This is a genomic window from Chitinophaga sp. 22620, from assembly GCF_052044405.1.
Lineage (GTDB): Bacteria > Bacteroidota > Bacteroidia > Chitinophagales > Chitinophagaceae > Chitinophaga.
Map to the genome: position 1 here is coordinate 262,043 of NZ_JBQEMV010000003.1, position 15,418 is coordinate 277,460.

The window sequence follows — 15,418 nt, forward strand, 5'->3', positions numbered from 1 at the left end:
TTATTCCCTCTTCAGCACCACCACCGGGTTGCTCCTCGCCGCCTTCAACGTCTGCGACCCGATCATAATGAATGCGATCAGCAGTACCACCAGTAAGCCCGCGAGCAGCTCGGTGATCTGAACTGGCGTATGATAGGGGAAATTGGGAAGCACCACGGTTTTGAAAAAGAGGTAAGTTGCCGGCAGGGCAATGAGCGCCGATACAGACAGGAGGAACAGGAAACCGCGGCTCAGCAAGTATATAAGGTTGGTGGCGCTGGCGCCCATCACCTTCCGTATGCCGATCTCTTTTAATCTTGTTTCGGTAGTGAATACCACCATCCCGAACAACCCCATTGAGGCAATGGAAATGGCCAGGAACGAAAGGAAGCCAATGATCTTGATCATGGTGGAAAATTCGCTGTATGCTGCTTCTATTTCTTCGCTATAGAACTCCGCTGTAAAAGGATGAACGCGGTCGATCTTTTTCCATGCGGACTCGATCTTCGCCAAAGTGCCCGGCATATCGCCGCTCTTTATCTTAGCGTTGATGATGGTCCTGTTTTCAGGCGTCCAGAAAGTAAATGCTACCGGCCCGATGAGGTTCTCCACCTTGCCATAATGAAAGTCCTGCATTACACCTACAATGGTCATTTCCCGGCCATTCAATGTAACCTGCTCCCCTATTGCTTTTTTGGGGTCGTTGGCACTTATGTTGAACCGCTTCAGAACCTGCTCGTTAACGACCACCTCGCTTACGGCCTGCGCGGTGGCGGGCCGGGCAATAAAATTGCTGCCGGCAACGAGTTTATAATCATGCAGCGGCAAATAGTTTTCGTCTACGTGGTTGGTCATGACCAGCGCGGAATCCCGCGAATCTTTGTATTTCATATTACCGCCCCAGGCGTTCCCCACGCCGGTGGTGATCAGCGAGCGGGACAGCCCGGTCACTTCCGGTATCTCGCTGAGTTCCTGGAGAAACGCGTTGGGTTTATTATCCAGCATATTAATGTTGAGGATATTTGTGGTGCTGAATCCCAGGTCGAACGCCAGTATGTTCTTATACTGCACATAACCAACAGCGGTGGTTGTAATAAAGATCAGGGTAACCGTGTATTGCACCACCACCAAAGCACGCCGGAGGGTCAGGTATTTGAACATCTTCACCGGTGAAGTGCCCCCGAATGCGTTGACGGGGCTGACCTTCGAAAAGAACATTGCGGGCATGAAGCCGGCAGTAACGCCTACGGCCACGGAAAAGATGATGAAAGACACCACCATGGACGGCGTAAGATCGAGCTTCACGGTGCGCTGCATCTCCGGGGCCATGTTGATCAGCAATGGGCGCAGTACGAGGAACAGGAAGAATGAAAGCAGAAGGGCAGCCAGCGAGATCATAACCGCCTCGGCCAGGAACTGCAGCCGCACCTGGCTCTTTTCGGCGCCGATCGCCTTGCGGAGACCTATTTCCTTAATACGGCGCATCGCGCGCGCTATTGAGAGATTGGTATAGTTGAAACACGCAGACAATATCACGATGAATGCCAGCCCGCCGAGTATCCAGAGCACGATCGGCGGCATGTGAGGCCCCGCATAGCCAGGGCCGCCTTCGGATTGCCGGAGGCTCTCTCCCACCACGATGTTGTATAAAGGAAGCAGCTCGAGCTGTATCCTGGTATTTTCTCCGGCAAGGTTCTCCTCCCTTGCAATGGCATTAAGCTGCGACCGGATAGCGGTCATGTCCGCATTTTCCGAGGGCAGTATGTACACGGAGTTGGACCACATGTTTGTCCATTCAGCAAAACGTTTATCGCTTTTATTGAGTTGTTCGGCAGTGGACAGTGATACCAGCGCTTCGAAACTGATGTGCGAAAAGAAGGGAACGTCCTTCATGATACCGGTCACCTGATAAACGAGCGTATCCACCTTGATGGCTTTCCCCAGCGCAGCCTGGTTGCCGAACAGCTTCCTCGCCGCCGTTTCCGTTAGCACAACCGAATAAGGATCTTTCAACGCCGTTTCTGGGTTGCCTTCCACCATCGGGAACGTAAAAACCCTGAACAGCGACGGATCCGCCCAGTAGCCCTGGATGGGCAGGATATTGTCGCCCACCTGCGCATCGCCCGAAAAGTTGTTGCGCATAACCGCCACTTCTTCAATGCCGTTCACCCGCTCGCGGATGAGCTTTCCGGTCTTTATGGATGTGGTCGCAAACTTTCCGCCCTGTTCGCTGCTGGAGCTTAATATGTTGGTGACGCGGTAGATCCTTTCGCCATTTTCGTGGAACCTGTCGTACGATCGCAGGTCGAGCACGAACGCGATCAGCAATAACCCGACGGACATGCTGATGGCAAGGCCAAGGATATTGATGAATGAGAACAGCTTGTTGCGCATAATGTTGCGCCCTGATGTTTTGACGTAGCTTCCGATCATGACCCGGTTCATAAAAACGTTGACAAATATTGATCTCCGCACTGTATAACTTCTGAAGAATTTAAAAGCATCCATGATGTAGATCAGCTTTGCACGGCGTGGTCCGAGGGATTGCACGTTCCGCTCGAAACATTCGTGGAGGTCCCCCGTCAGGTCCTCTACAAGCCCGGGCTTACAATACCATTCTACAAATCGCTGTGCCCAGGCGGGCGGATGGTGTTGCTCTTCCATACTACATTTTTTCCCAGGCAAGCGACGGTATCCTGGCCCATAGCTGGTCGCGCATAGCTTTGGCGCTCACCAACGCTGCCTTTCCCTGCATCGTGAGTTGATAGAATCTTTTGCGTTTACCGCCGCGGGCCTTCGTTGCCTCACCCAGCTCGCTTTTCACAAGCCCCTTCTCTTCGAGACGGTTGAGCACCGCGTGCACCACGCCAAGTTTCACTGAACGGCCGGTATGGCTGGAAAGCTCGTCGCATACCGCTACGCTATATGCCTCGTTTATCAACGCAGCAACGGTGAGCAGCACCAGCTCTTCGAATTCTCCGAGGTTTGTACCTTTCATTTCCGATATTAATTACGTAAATGTATGTAAAAAGACCATATTTTACATACAAAAGGTGAATAATTAATTAACATGACAGTTTTCTTCCCTCCCCGGTCTGTCATTATTTTTTCCCGATGATCTCCTTCCTGTGCGCTATTCCCCAATCCGTCAGGTTCTTGATGATCGTCTGCAAGGATTTGCCATGTTTCGTAAGTTCATACTGGACAGTTACAGGATGCGTATCCAGAACGGTCCGTTCCACTACCTTATTTAATTCCAGCTCCTTCAGCTCCTTGCTCAGCATCTTGTTCGAAATACCCTCCACATCATTCAGAATGTCGGAAAATCTTCTTTTGTTGTAATAGCAGATAGATGAGATGATATTGATCTTCCATTTCCCGTTTAGCACGTCCATCGCATCCTGGACGGCCATCATCTCTCTTTTGTGTTCCTTTCCAAATTCTTTATTGCACTCCATATGTTACTTTGTTACCCGGATGTTACTGTTACTTTTAGTTACAAAGTTACTAAAATACATAACGCTGGTCTAACTTTGTGTCTCAGGAATCAAAAAACAGAGCACATGAATCAATTAAAGAACAAAGTTGCCGTGGTTACAGGCGCCTCAAAAGGAATAGGCGCATCTATTGCTAAATATTTTGCGGCGGAAGGCGCAAGGGTTGTCGTGAACTATGCTTCGGGCAAAGAAGGCGCGGAAAATGTTGTGAAGGAAATAACCGGCCTTGGCGGAACGGCCATTGCGGTACAGGCCGATGTGTCGAAGGAAGCCGATGTGGCCAGGCTGTTTGAAGCGGCAAAAGACGCTTTCGGCACGCTGGATATCCTCGTAAACAATGCCGGTATATACCAATATGCACCCATTGAACAGCTATCGCAGGAATCTTTTCACCAGCAATTCAACATCAATGTTTTAGGGTCTTTACTGACCATCCAGGCAGCTTTAAAACTGTTTGGCGACAAGGGTGGAAATATTATCAATATCAGCTCCGAGGCGGGTAAAACGCCCCTTCCTACGGGCTCGGTATATTCCGCGACCAAAGCGGCATTGGATGCCATTACCATTGCATTGTCCAAAGAATTCAGCGGAAGGAATATCCGTATCAATTCTATTCTGCCAGGGATTGTGGAAACGGAAGGCTCACATAGTGCAGGCTTTATCGGCAGCGAGGCCGAAGCCAGGTTTGTTGCCACTACACCGCTTGGCCGTACCGGTCAACCGGGAGATATCGCGAAAGTGGCGGTATTCCTCGCCTCCGACGATTCGGGGTGGATCACGGGAGAGAAAATTTCCGTTTCAGGGGGTATTTATGGTTTCTAAAAAAGAAAACTGGCAACAATGAGCAGGTTAAAAAACAAAGTAGCCGTCATAACAGGCGGCAATAGCGGTATTGGATTCGGCATTGCGGAAGCATTCAAAAAAGAAGGCGCTGTTGGCGCCATTACCGGGAGAAACGAAGCGACATTAAACAGTTCTGTTAATGCGTTGGGCACAGGTTTTATCGGCATCAAAGGCGATGTAACCCGTCTTGCCGACCTGGAGAATATATTCAGGACAACCGCTGACAAATTTGGAAAAATTGATGCCCTGGTCGTGAATGCGGGCGGTATTGTGGACGGCGTTCCGATGGCGGCTATAAACGATGTTACGGAAGAGAATTATGACAGGTACATGGATCTGAATTTGAAAAGCGCCTATTTCACCGTACAAAGATCACTTCCATATTTAAATGAAGGGGCTTCCATCATCCTGATCGGATCGAGCGCCGCGCATCGTGCCGCACCGGGAATGGCTATCTATTCGGCAGCGAAAGCGGCTATCATCTCACTGGCCAAAGGCCTGTCGCTGGATCTGCTGGCGAAAAAAATAAGGGTCAACACACTTTCGCCGGGTTCCATCGATACGCCTGTATTTGGAAAAATCGTGCCGCAGGAACAACTGGAACAGGTAAAACAAACCTGGATAGATCATACCCCCGTGGGCAGGCAGGGGCTCCCGTCTGATATCGGGAACGCCGCTGTTTTTTTAGCGTCGGATGAATCATCTTTTATAGTGGGCACTGAAATACTTTCGGACGGCGGTCTTACCAATATCAGCCTGATGAAATAATTTCCGCCGGTTCGTGCATCGGGGTTGGCGTGCTTATTGCAATGAATTACCATAATCCGGTATATTTGCACCCTAATACAACCTGCATGAAACACCTTTGCCTTGCCGGCCTGCTGTCTGTCGCGCTATTAACCGGCTGCGAAACCACGCAGCAGATCATCAACAACCTGCCCAATACCACTACAGGGCAACCCAACAGTTTCCAGATAGCTTCCGGGCTGAAGGAAGCGCTCACCATCGGCACGCAGAACACGGCCAGCCGTCTTTCTGCCCCCAACGGTTTTTTCGCGAATGCAATGCTGAAAATACTGATGCCGCCGGAAGCGCAGAAGGTGGAGTCTACCTTGCGCAATGTAGGTTTGGGCGGTGTGGTGGATAAAGCCATCCTGGCCATGAACCGGGGCGCGGAAGAAGCCGCCAAATCGGCCGCGCCGATATTCGTGAACGCCATCCGCCAGATGAGCATTACGGATGCGATCGGCATCTTGAGGGGCGGTGATTTTGCCGCTACGAATTATTTCAAGCAAAAGACTACAGCAGCGCTGACCAGCTCTTTCCGGCCCGTGATAGAAGGCGCCCTGAAGAAGGTAGACGCGACTAAATACTGGGCGGATGTTTTTTCGCTGTATAACAAATTCTCCAAAACCCCGGTCAATACAGACCTCACGGCTTACGTGACCGAGCGGGCCATTAGCGGTATATTCCATGAAGTGGGCCTGGAAGAGCAGAAGATCCGCAGGGACCCGGCGGCGCGGGTGACGGATCTGCTGAAAACAGTGTTCGGAAGCCCGCTGGCGCAGAACAGGTAGTTTCATTACTTCTTTAACATAACTAAAAAAGCGGCAAAGGTTGCACCTGCATCCTTTGCCGCTGTCGTTTATAATACTGCGCGTTCCTTACAATTTCGCCACCACCTGCCTGAACTTCTTCGCCATTGGCGCCGAAACGGTTTCCGGTTTGAACTTTACCTTCTTCACCTTCCCTCCCAGCAGCGTACGGTACCATACCAGCGAACCGAGATAACAGCCCGCAGTATTGGCATGGTTGGCGTCAAAGGCAAGTTTGCCCTCGCGCCAGATGTACCCTACATGCAGGGAGTTGGTCTGGTCGGGTAACCGGCCGGCCTGCGGGGCATCAAAACTATAGGTGGTGTCTTTGTTATAATGCCACTTCCGGCTGGCGTCCATGGCTCTGAAAGCATCGCCTGTCGGGATGATGGTGAGGCCGAGCTCTGCCGCCGCCTTGTGATAAGCGGCCCTTACATGCCGGTGCATTTCTTCCGCGTTCTTTGCGCGCTCATCCCCTTTTATTTTCCCGAAGGCCTTCGCATCGTTGCGGTAGGCCCAGATCTGGTGAATGAAGATCTTTGCCCCTGGCTGCAGCGACCTGATCAGTTCCACCAGCTTGCGTGCATAAGGCTCATAGGTGTTGGGGTCGCCGGAGAGCAGCGAGTACTGCTGAATGGTGACGATATCCCAGCGGCCGTCCGCCAGCATCTCGCGAAGGGATTTGCCCTTATAAGCCTTCTCGCCGGACTCTGCGAGTTTCCAGTGCCTTTCGAGCGAGCAGCCGCCCAGTTCTGCGCGGCCCAGTTCCAATTCCATCCCTCCTTCCTCTGCCAGTTGCGGCAGAAACGTGGCGGCGTTCTGTGAAAAGCTGTTACCGATAATAAAGAGGCGTATTTTTTTATCGTCCTGTGCCTGTACCGTGATGCATATACTCAGCAGTATAAAAAGGCCTGTTCTGAATTTTGAGAGCATGCTGTTTTTTGTTTAAGCGAACGGGTAAGTTATTACATAGCTGCTGATAATCCAAATCGCCGGACGGAGCCGCAGCCGTTCATCCTGCCTGCAATGCCCCACTGCCGCCCGCGTATTTAGATTGCATAAGTATCTCATTATTGTTATATTTGGTTACTGGTCATCTGATTTCTCATAATACCCAACGCTCACTATGAAGATCAATGTAAATTCCACCGATCATAACCTGGATGTGCCCGATAATACCAGTCTTCTTGATGCCCTGAGAGTCCATTTGAATCTGACCGGCAGCAAGTATGGCTGCGGGGAAGGGGCATGCGGCGCCTGCAAAGTGCTGATAGACGGCCGTGCGGTGGCTTCCTGCATTACACCTGTAGCCAGTGTGCAGAACAAAGCCATTGTGACCATAGAGGGGCTGGAAAAAGACGGGAAGCTGCATCCTGTGCAACAGGCGTTCCTGGATGAAGATGCGTTTCAATGCGCCTATTGCTCGCCGGGAATGATCATGTCCGCCGTGGCGCTAAAGGCCAAAAATCCGAAACCCAGCCGCCAGCAGGTCATCGAAGCCATGCAGGGCAATATCTGCAGGTGCTGCGTGTACCCGCGTATTATCAACGCTATCATTAAAGCTTAACCTTCAAAACAGGAAGCATGAAAGAACCCAATACAACCGGCGAATTACCGGGGGCGGAGCCATCCGGCGCCCGGGAGCATACGATCCACCGGCGGAATTTCTTTAAACTGCTGGGCGGCGGCATTGCCGTTGTGCTTTCTTATTCCGACCTGTTTGGCCTGCCGGGGCTGTTAAGGCCTGAAGAAGAGCTTTCGCAGGCGGATACGTTGCGTGCAGACGATAATTCCATCGCCGCATGGATCCACATCCGGGAAAACGGAACGGTGGCGGTGTATACGGGGAAAGTGGAAGTCGGCCAGAACATCCGCACTTCGCTGGCGCAGGTAGTGGCGGAAGAGCTGGCTGTGCCGGTAAGCGCGATAGAAATGGTGATGGGCGATACCTTGTTAACGCCCTACGACCGGGGCACCTTCGGCAGCCGCACCACTCCCACCATGGGGCCGCAGTTGCGGAAAGCCGCCGCCTCCCTGAAAGAAGTGCTGGCAGGCATGGCGGCAGAACAATGGAAAACCGGTAAGGATTCGGTGCAGTTCAAAGACGGCCGGGTGGTGCATAAAGGCTCGGGGCAAACGCTGGGTTACGGCGAGATCACCAAAGGCAAAAAGATCGTGGTTCCCCTGGATGATAAAGTGGCGCTGACCCCGGCGGACCAATGGACAGTGGCCGGCACCGCGGTGCCTAAAGTAAATGGAAGAAGTTTTGTTTCAGGGAAACATAAATATGTATCGGATATGGTGTTGCCGGGTATGGTATACGGAAAAATACTCCGGGCGCCATCCTACGGGGCATCGCTGGCGTCCGCCGATGTGGAGAAGGCCCGCCTCTCCGCCGCGGTAACCGTTGTAAAAGAAAAAGATTTTATCGGCGTAACAGCGCCCGATCCCCAAACAGCCGCCAGCGCGCTGGCGAGGATCGACGCCCGCTGGAACAGCACTCCACAACCCTCCAGGACAGAGATTTTCAAATACCTGAAAGACAATGCCCGGCAAACAGACGGCGGTAAAAACACCAAAGAAGCGGCTGAAAAAGCATTTGCCGCGGCAACCCTTCAGCTCCGGCAGCATTTCGAAGTGCAGTACATCGCACATGTTCCCCTGGAACCCCGCGCCGCGCTCGCAAAATGGGAAGACGGGCAGCTGACCGTATGGACAGGCACCCAGCGCCCCTTTGGCGTGCAGGAAGAACTGGCGGAAGCCTTTTCCCTGCCTAAAGAAAAGATCAGGGTCATGATGCCGGATACAGGCTCCGCCTACGGCGGAAAACACAGTGGGGAAGCGGCGGTTGAAGCTGCCAGGCTGGCCAGGGCTGTAGGCAAACCGGTAAAAGTGGTGTGGACCCGCGAGGAAGAATTTAAATGGGCCTATCTGAGGCCCGGCGGCCTGATCGAAGTGGCGGCCAGCGTTAGCAACGACGGAACACTCACTTCCTGGGAATTCCATAATTATAACTCCGGCAATGCGGGCATCGATACGCCTTATGAAGCCGGCGCGGCGCATATCCAGTTCCATCCCTCCAACACGCCGTTGAAACAGGGATCTTACCGCGGCCTCGCTGCCACGGCCAATATATTTGCCATCGAAAGTGTAATGGACGACCTGGCCAGGATGGTGAAAAAAGACCCGCTGGAATTCCGGCTCCATCATGTAAAAGACGAACGGCTGAAGAACGTGCTGCAGGCAGCCGCGGAAAAGTTCGGCTGGCAGAAAGAAAAACAAGCGGGTCACGGCCACGGCATCGCCTGCGGTTTTGTGAAAAATTCCTACATCGCTACCTGTGTGGAAGTCGCCTATGACAAATCCGCTGAGCAACTGAAGGTACTTCGCGTGGTGGCGGCGTACGACTGCGGGGCGGTCATCAATCCCGTACACCTGGAAAACCAGGTCATGGGCTGCATCCTGCAGGGCCTTGGCGGCGCCCTGTTCGAAGAGATCGACTTTATGGACGGCCGCATTTTGAACCCTTCACTCTCCAGCTACCGCGTGCCCCGGTTTGCCGACATACCGCCGCTGGACATTGTAGTGCTCAACCGCAAGGATATTCCGCCGGCCGGCGCCGGGGAAACGCCCATTGTTGGCATTGCCCCGGCTATACGCAACGCCATCGCCGATGCTACAGGCATTAAGCTTAACACTTTACCGCTGATCCCGCAGGGGCTGAAGGCAAATTCGTAATAACTATTTTATTGCATCAGCTCTTCCAGCTTGCTAATGAGTTCCTCGCCGCGAAGATTCTTCGCAACGATCTTTCCCTGCGGATCGATCAGTAAACTCTGGGGAATGGCGGAAATACCGTATGCCTTTGCAACGGCATTTTCCCTCCCTTTCAGGTCGGAAAGCTGTATCCATCCGAACCCGTTCGACCGGATAGCATCCAGCCACTGGGACTTTTCATCATCGATCGAAATTCCGATAATCTCAAAATTTTTATCCTTAAACCGCGCATAGGCCTTCTTCAGGAAAGGATATTCGGCCCGGCAGGGACCGCACCAGCTGGCCCAGAAATCGATGAGCACATATTTTCCCCTGACATCCGAGAGCGAAACCATTTTTCCCTTATCGTCCGCCTGCGTGAAATCCATAGCATGTTGCCCTATCGCTAACCGTTTGGTAACGTTTATTTTCTGCTCAATGGCTTTATACCGCTCATACTTTCCAAACTCCGGCCTCAGCGCTTCCAGCATCGGCTCTACGAACGCCACATCGCTGATAAAGACCGTGTTTGTCTGCAAAATATTAAAAGCCAGCGCCGATCCCGGATGAGCCCGGACGAAATCCTTGGTCGCATCCCGGATGATCTTGTTTTGGGCATACAGTAATCTTTTAAACGCAGCGGCTGAATCTTCCGGTAATACATCCTGCTGGGCTTTCCATATCCTGTAAACGGAATCGCGGACAGCATTGATGGATTCCCTAAAAGCGACATATTCTTTTTGAACCTCCCCCCCATCGATCTTCGCCGTCTGTAACCGTTCGCCTTCAATAGTGGTGGTTCCGTGATCCAGCATAAACTGGAGTCCCTCGCTAAGCGGAAGCGTTGGTTTCACATTTGGCGGATAAAGCCGGTGAACGTAAATGGTGGCTTCCGCAGGATGTTCCACGGCGCCTGAAAAAGTGAACCTGTTATTTTTCGCCATCGTTGAATCCCATACAAGACGGCTTCCGTCCCGGAACGACAGGAAAGCCTGCATAGGCACGTCAGCGCCGTTGAGATAACCGTGTACCGTATACTTTTTTTCCTGTGCGCCGGCTGATGTGGATATACACCACAGCAGCCACGTTAAACGTGCTGTCAATTTCATAAAACTGGTTTTTAATTATACCCCGGGTTTTGTGTTAGATTTCCGTTCCTGGAACGCTGATCGGCCGGAACCGGGTAAAGGGCTGATTCGGCTTTCCAGTTTGTTTTAACGGCGCTCAGCACCGCGTTTATCCTGCCGGTACGTTTCAGATCGAACCAGCGATGCCCCATTTCGCTGTTCAGCTCGATCCTCCGTTCACGCTCCACAGCCAACAGCAAAGCGTCTTTATCGTTTGCCGGTGTTGCGCCCAGGCCGGCACGCTGGCGAACCACCAGCAGGTCTGCCCTGCTGCCGGGAACATTGTTCTGCTGCGCCCTTGCCTCCGCCCGTACCAGGTATTGTTCCGCAAGCCTCAGAATGGTAAAATATTCGGCGTTTGCACCGATCGTTAAACTCCGGTATTTGGCAGGATAGGTATACATTGTATTGTTGTAAGTGATGGTGGCGGTCCAGGCGGTTCTGCGCGCATCTCCGGCCTCCGAGGCGAATGCGGCCTTTAGCTGTTCGGTAAAAACATAGGTCGGCACCGGTGTTTGCGGATTGGGCAGAACGGCCGCGGCATAACCGGTACGGCCATTTACGTCGTTATAGAATTGAAGGATCGCTTCCTTACTGGACGGTGTAAAAACCGCGGTCAGGTCCTCCATTCCGAATAAAGCGGTGTTTTCTATTACAGACGTTGCCTGTGCCTCTGCATCCGCCCAGTTTCCCAGGAAAAGATAAGCGCGTGCAAGTAATGCAGTGGCGGCCCACCTGTTGGCGCGTACCCTCAGGCCGCCCGATACGGTATAGCCGTCAGGAAGATTTTGCTGTGCATATATCAGGTCGCCGATAACCTGGCTGTACACCGCTGAAGCGGGCGAACGCGGACTCAGTTTGTTTTTATCTACATCGGTAGTTACCACCAGGGGAACATCTCCAAAGAGATTGACCAGGTAGAAATAACAGAATGCACGCACAAACCTGGCTTCCGCAACCGCGCGCTGCTGAAAATCCGGGGTTAGGTTACTTCCCGCGGCGGTACCTTCGATGATGGCATTCGCCTGGTAAATAATTGAATACGGCCAGCTCCAGAGGATACCCACACTGGGATCATTCGGGATGATCGCATTTCCAATGAACTGGTCGTAAGTGCTGCCGACAAAAGTTAGCTCATCGGCGCTAAACGCCGGCAGTGTGGACATGAGCACACTGTACCGGTCGCCTGAGCTCAGGTTGGTATATAAACCTGCCAGGGCGGCCTTAACAGTGACGGAATCATTGAACACCTCTTTCTCCAGCAATTGCGTGGCGGAAGGATTGTTGTCAATTAACTTTTTACAGCTGCCCAGCGCGAACGCGGACACGATCGTCAGCACTACAAGGCTCCATGTGGAAATATTATTCTGAGATATTTTCATGACATTCATACTAAAAGGTTGTTCTAAATCCTGCGATTAACATTTTCAAAGGCGGTACCTGGTTGGTCAGCGTTTCGGGGTCGAGCCCCTTGTAACCGGTGATGGTGAGCAGGTTCTGGCCGCGCGCGTACACCTGCAGGGAAGACATCTTTACTTTTTTCAGGAATGCGGCCGGCACGTTCCAGGCAAGCGAAACATTCCTCAACCGGAGGAAAGCGGCCGATTCTATGGCCAGATCGGAATTTGTAAAGTAAAAGAATTTGCTGCCCGCGGCGGTGGAAGTATTGGATGAATATTTCAAGCCCGTATTTACAAGGGATTTTGGCAGATTGTACCCGGTACCGGGGTAAGTGCCAAAGTTCAAATCCCCCCTGACAGCGGTGCGGCTGATGCCCTGGAAAAATACATCCAGTTGAAATCCTTTGTACGTAAACGTATTGTTGAGCCCACCGTAGAATTTAGCGTCGTTATTCCCGTAAACGATATAATCACCCTTTCCATTGGCATTAATGCCGGTGGTGATCACACCATCGCCGTTTACATCCGCCACGGTCGCTATCCCGTCAACAATTCCCGTTGATCTGAAGATCGTTCGCAGGTTCAGTGATTCGCCGATCACATACTGGTTATTATAGGTTGACGTCATCAGCCCGGGAAACGAAACCAGCTTATTTTCAGGGATCGTTATATTAAAGGAGCTCGTCCATTTAAATTGCCTGTTGCCGATGTTTACCGTATTCAACTCAAGCTCCACACCCTGGTTCTGTACCACAGCGTCGAAATTTGCCGTATATGAGTTTTTACCTGCCTGGGCCGGGAGCGGCACTTCTCCCAAAACGTCGGTTGTCCGGTTGCGGTAATACCCCGCGGTGAACAGGATCCTGTCATTGATAAAACCCAGGTCCAGCGCCACATCGAATTTCTTCGTCTGTTCCCATTTCAGGTAAGGGTTGGCGATCCGGTCGTGGCTCAGCGTAATGAGAGGGCCGTAAGAAGCACCGGCGAGATAGTTTGACTGATATTCATAGTCCCTGATCTTGTCGTTGCCGACTGTACCGTAACTGGCCCTCAGCTTACCGAAGCTCAGCCATGGCAGGTTTTGCGTCACAAAGTCTTCCTTGCTGAAGATCCAGCCCATCGCGGCGCTCCCGAAAGTTCCAAACCGGTGGTTTGCACCAAATTTAGATGAGCCGTCTCTCCTGATGTTGGCACTGAACAGGTATTTATCATTCCAGTTATACTCCGCCCGGCCAAATAAAGACGCATAACGGTAATCAGCATACCCGGAAGATTTGCCGAGAACGTCTGTCGCATTCAGGCTGTTCACCAGTTTTTCATTCGTGTAAATCCCGATTATCCAGAAAGGCTGGACTGTTTCTGTTTGCTGCCAGGTTCCGCCGGCTATCAGGTTCAGCCTGCCTTTACCGGCAGACATCTCGTAAGTGACCTGTGGTTCGGCAAGATAGGTCCGGATGTAATTATTGTTCATCGTAACCAGCGATGGTGAATTAAAAGCCGGGTTACTGGCGGTAGTTGGGTTGATGATAGTTCCCTTGACATCAATCAGATTATATCCCCCGTTTGCTTTAATATCGAGCCCCGGCAAAATGGTGTAACGCAGGGAAGCCGTGGCATTCAGGTTGGCGGACTTTAAATTGGTGCTTGAATTAAAAGGCGCCAGGGGATTGTTATAACCCGGGCCGAAATACAAGCTTCCATCCGCATTGTGCAGCGGGTAATTGGGTGGCAGGCCGTAATTCACCAGGCTTAAATTATATCCCGGTATCTTATTGTTATCCGTATTATAACTTACCGAGGCGGAAGTGGCGAATCTGGAATCCGCGCTCTTATGCTGTACGCTCATACGAAGCTGCACCGCCTTGTCTTCCGACTTCGAGTAGTAAACCGTGGATTCCCTGCGGTAAGTGCCTCCGAGGGTAAACTGCGTATACATATTTCCTCCGGATACCGAAACGCGCGCATTGGTTTGATGCGATGTATTGCCGATGAGCAACCCGGGAAAATCGGTATAGGCATTGGGGTCCCAGGAAACAAGGTCGGGCGCATTGGCTGCGTTGGGAATGATGTTATCGTTCGCAAACGCCTGCTTCCTGATCTCCAGGTATTCTTTTGTACCCAGCATTTCCACCAGGTTGCTGGCCTCCCCGAACCCCTGGCTAACGTCCACGGTAAAGTCGGTACCGCCCGCACGGCCTTTTTTGGTGGTGATCAGGATAACGCCGTTCGCTCCGCGCGAGCCATAGATGGCCGTGGCATCGGCGTCTTTCAGCACATCTATGCTTTCGATCTCGGCGGGGTTGATCGTATTGAGCGGGCTGAAGTCCAGCGCGGCGGAAAAGCCGCCGATACTTTTTTCAACAGGGTCGCTGCCAAATGGAACGCCATCCACGATGTATAAAGGTGAAGACGAGCCGGGAAGAGGATTCATGCTGTTCCGGCCCCGGATGTTTACTGTTACGTTGGCTCCCGCATAACCGGCGCTCTGCGTGATAAAAAGACCGGGAACCCGTCCCTGCAAAGCAATGATCGGGTTGGAGACCGGTTGTTTGGTGATATCCCCGCCGGACACTTTGCCGCTTGAGCCTGTGCTCAGCCTCCGGCTCGTTTTACTGTAAGCCATCACCATCACTTCATCCAGCCTGGTCGTACCGGGCTGGAGTTTGATGAGCATCTGTTCCGTATCTACAGGCACTTCCTTAAGAAGATAGCCGATGAATGTGACCTGCAGCACATCAGACTTCTCCAGGCCCGGCAGGTAAAACTCGCCGTTTGCATTGGTAATAACCGCTTTCCCCGTACGCCTGACGCGTACTGACGCGCCCTGTAAAGGCGCAGACAACGAATCCAGCACGCGGCCGCGTACGTCTATGGCAAGGGAGGCTGTCATATTACCGGGCAGGGACGGTTCTTCCTTCCTGATAATGATCACCAGCCGGTCTTTGATCTCATAGGTCAGCGGTAAGCCCGAAAGCAGGGTGTTCAGCGCCTGCCCTACCGGCACATCCGTCACCCGGATGCTGCGTTTTATGCCCGGCGGGATTATCCTGGCATCGTAAAAGAAGTCATAGCCGCTCTGCCGCCTGATCTCTTTGAACAATGATTTCAAAGGAGCGTTCTCCCGGTTGATCGTGATGCGCTGGCCGTAGGTTGCAGCGCTCACCTGCAACAGGGATGCTAAAAATAATACGGAGGTCAGCCGCATAACGGTCCGCATTTTA

12 protein-coding genes are annotated in these 15,418 nt (G+C 52.3%); 5 read left to right on the forward strand and 7 right to left on the reverse strand.

The features are described from left to right. The 3 genes from ACTJIK_RS16525 to ACTJIK_RS16535 form a co-directional block, all read right to left on the reverse strand. A complete protein-coding gene (locus ACTJIK_RS16525) occupies positions 1–2,643 on the reverse strand; it encodes an ABC transporter permease (RefSeq protein ID WP_440648040.1) in 2,643 nt (880 codons plus the stop codon). A 1-nt stretch (position 2,644) separates the two neighbouring features. Beyond that, positions 2,645–2,977 carry a PadR family transcriptional regulator gene (locus tag ACTJIK_RS16530; RefSeq protein ID WP_440648042.1) on the reverse strand — a complete coding sequence of 111 codons (333 nt, stop codon included), beginning with the start codon at positions 2,975–2,977 and terminating at the stop codon, positions 2,645–2,647. Between the two features lie 103 nt (positions 2,978–3,080). Continuing rightward, positions 3,081–3,437, reverse strand: coding sequence for a winged helix-turn-helix transcriptional regulator (locus ACTJIK_RS16535; RefSeq protein ID WP_440648044.1), 357 nt, complete (start codon positions 3,435–3,437; stop codon positions 3,081–3,083). A 105-nt stretch (positions 3,438–3,542) separates the two neighbouring features. Here ACTJIK_RS16535 and ACTJIK_RS16540 point away from each other — a divergent pair, with 105 nt between their 5' ends. The 3 genes from ACTJIK_RS16540 to ACTJIK_RS16550 all read left to right on the forward strand — a co-directional run bounded on the left by ACTJIK_RS16540 (position 3,543) and on the right by ACTJIK_RS16550 (position 5,896). Next, complete coding sequence (locus ACTJIK_RS16540) at positions 3,543–4,298, forward strand: SDR family NAD(P)-dependent oxidoreductase (protein WP_440648047.1); 756 nt, start codon at positions 3,543–3,545, stop codon at positions 4,296–4,298. An 18-nt stretch (positions 4,299–4,316) separates the two neighbouring features. Further along, positions 4,317–5,087, forward strand: a complete 771-nt coding sequence (locus ACTJIK_RS16545) for an SDR family oxidoreductase (RefSeq protein ID WP_440648049.1) — start codon at positions 4,317–4,319, stop codon at positions 5,085–5,087. 86 nt (positions 5,088–5,173) lie between these two features. After that, entirely contained in the window at positions 5,174–5,896 is a 723-nt protein-coding gene (locus ACTJIK_RS16550) for a DUF4197 domain-containing protein (RefSeq protein WP_440648050.1), read from the forward strand. Between the two features lie 87 nt (positions 5,897–5,983). On the opposite strand, the gene ACTJIK_RS16555 is transcribed toward ACTJIK_RS16550, so the two are convergent. Beyond that, complete coding sequence (locus ACTJIK_RS16555) at positions 5,984–6,847, reverse strand: DUF4886 domain-containing protein (protein WP_440648052.1); 864 nt, start codon at positions 6,845–6,847, stop codon at positions 5,984–5,986. 193 nt (positions 6,848–7,040) lie between these two features. On the opposite strand from ACTJIK_RS16555, the gene ACTJIK_RS16560 reads away from it, so the two are divergent. Both ACTJIK_RS16560 and ACTJIK_RS16565 read left to right on the forward strand, forming a co-directional pair. Further along, positions 7,041–7,481 (forward strand): (2Fe-2S)-binding protein, encoded by a 441-nt coding sequence (locus ACTJIK_RS16560; protein WP_440648054.1) that lies wholly within the window; start codon positions 7,041–7,043, stop codon positions 7,479–7,481. Positions 7,482–7,498: 17 nt separating this feature from the next. Further along, complete coding sequence (locus ACTJIK_RS16565) at positions 7,499–9,652, forward strand: molybdopterin cofactor-binding domain-containing protein (protein WP_440648056.1); 2,154 nt, start codon at positions 7,499–7,501, stop codon at positions 9,650–9,652. Positions 9,653–9,660: 8 nt separating this feature from the next. Here the strand turns inward: ACTJIK_RS16565 and ACTJIK_RS16570 are convergent, their stop codons facing one another. Genes ACTJIK_RS16570 through ACTJIK_RS16580 form a run of 3 tightly spaced genes read right to left on the reverse strand, consistent with a single transcriptional unit; the run spans position 9,661 to position 15,402 of the window. Next, positions 9,661–10,779, reverse strand: a complete 1,119-nt coding sequence (locus ACTJIK_RS16570; RefSeq protein WP_440648058.1) for a redoxin domain-containing protein — start codon at positions 10,777–10,779, stop codon at positions 9,661–9,663. 11 nt (positions 10,780–10,790) lie between these two features. Further along, positions 10,791–12,179 (reverse strand): RagB/SusD family nutrient uptake outer membrane protein, encoded by a 1,389-nt coding sequence (locus ACTJIK_RS16575; protein WP_440648060.1) that lies wholly within the window; start codon positions 12,177–12,179, stop codon positions 10,791–10,793. Between the two features lie 10 nt (positions 12,180–12,189). Next, on the reverse strand, positions 12,190–15,402 hold the full coding sequence (locus tag ACTJIK_RS16580) for a SusC/RagA family TonB-linked outer membrane protein (RefSeq protein ID WP_440648062.1): 3,213 nt from the start codon (positions 15,400–15,402) through the stop codon (positions 12,190–12,192). Between the last annotated feature and the right edge of the window lie 16 nt (positions 15,403–15,418).

What these genes read in the sequence shown, in the direction of transcription:
- ACTJIK_RS16535 (WP_440648044.1), bottom strand. Translation starts at nt 3,437, where the DNA reads ATGGAGTGCAATAAAGAATTTGGAAAGGAACACAAAAGAGAGATGATG.
- ACTJIK_RS16540 (WP_440648047.1), top strand. Translation starts at nt 3,543, where the DNA reads ATGAATCAATTAAAGAACAAAGTTGCCGTGGTTACAGGCGCCTCAAAA.
- ACTJIK_RS16550 (WP_440648050.1), top strand. Translation starts at nt 5,174, where the DNA reads ATGAAACACCTTTGCCTTGCCGGCCTGCTGTCTGTCGCGCTATTAACC.
- ACTJIK_RS16525 (WP_440648040.1), bottom strand. Translation starts at nt 2,643, where the DNA reads ATGGAAGAGCAACACCATCCGCCCGCCTGGGCACAGCGATTTGTAGAA.
- ACTJIK_RS16580 (WP_440648062.1), bottom strand. Translation starts at nt 15,402, where the DNA reads ATGCGGCTGACCTCCGTATTATTTTTAGCATCCCTGTTGCAGGTGAGC.
- ACTJIK_RS16565 (WP_440648056.1), top strand. Translation starts at nt 7,499, where the DNA reads ATGAAAGAACCCAATACAACCGGCGAATTACCGGGGGCGGAGCCATCC.
- ACTJIK_RS16530 (WP_440648042.1), bottom strand. Translation starts at nt 2,977, where the DNA reads ATGAAAGGTACAAACCTCGGAGAATTCGAAGAGCTGGTGCTGCTCACC.
- ACTJIK_RS16560 (WP_440648054.1), top strand. Translation starts at nt 7,041, where the DNA reads ATGAAGATCAATGTAAATTCCACCGATCATAACCTGGATGTGCCCGAT.
- ACTJIK_RS16575 (WP_440648060.1), bottom strand. Translation starts at nt 12,179, where the DNA reads ATGAAAATATCTCAGAATAATATTTCCACATGGAGCCTTGTAGTGCTG.
- ACTJIK_RS16555 (WP_440648052.1), bottom strand. Translation starts at nt 6,847, where the DNA reads ATGCTCTCAAAATTCAGAACAGGCCTTTTTATACTGCTGAGTATATGC.
- ACTJIK_RS16570 (WP_440648058.1), bottom strand. Translation starts at nt 10,779, where the DNA reads ATGAAATTGACAGCACGTTTAACGTGGCTGCTGTGGTGTATATCCACA.
- ACTJIK_RS16545 (WP_440648049.1), top strand. Translation starts at nt 4,317, where the DNA reads ATGAGCAGGTTAAAAAACAAAGTAGCCGTCATAACAGGCGGCAATAGC.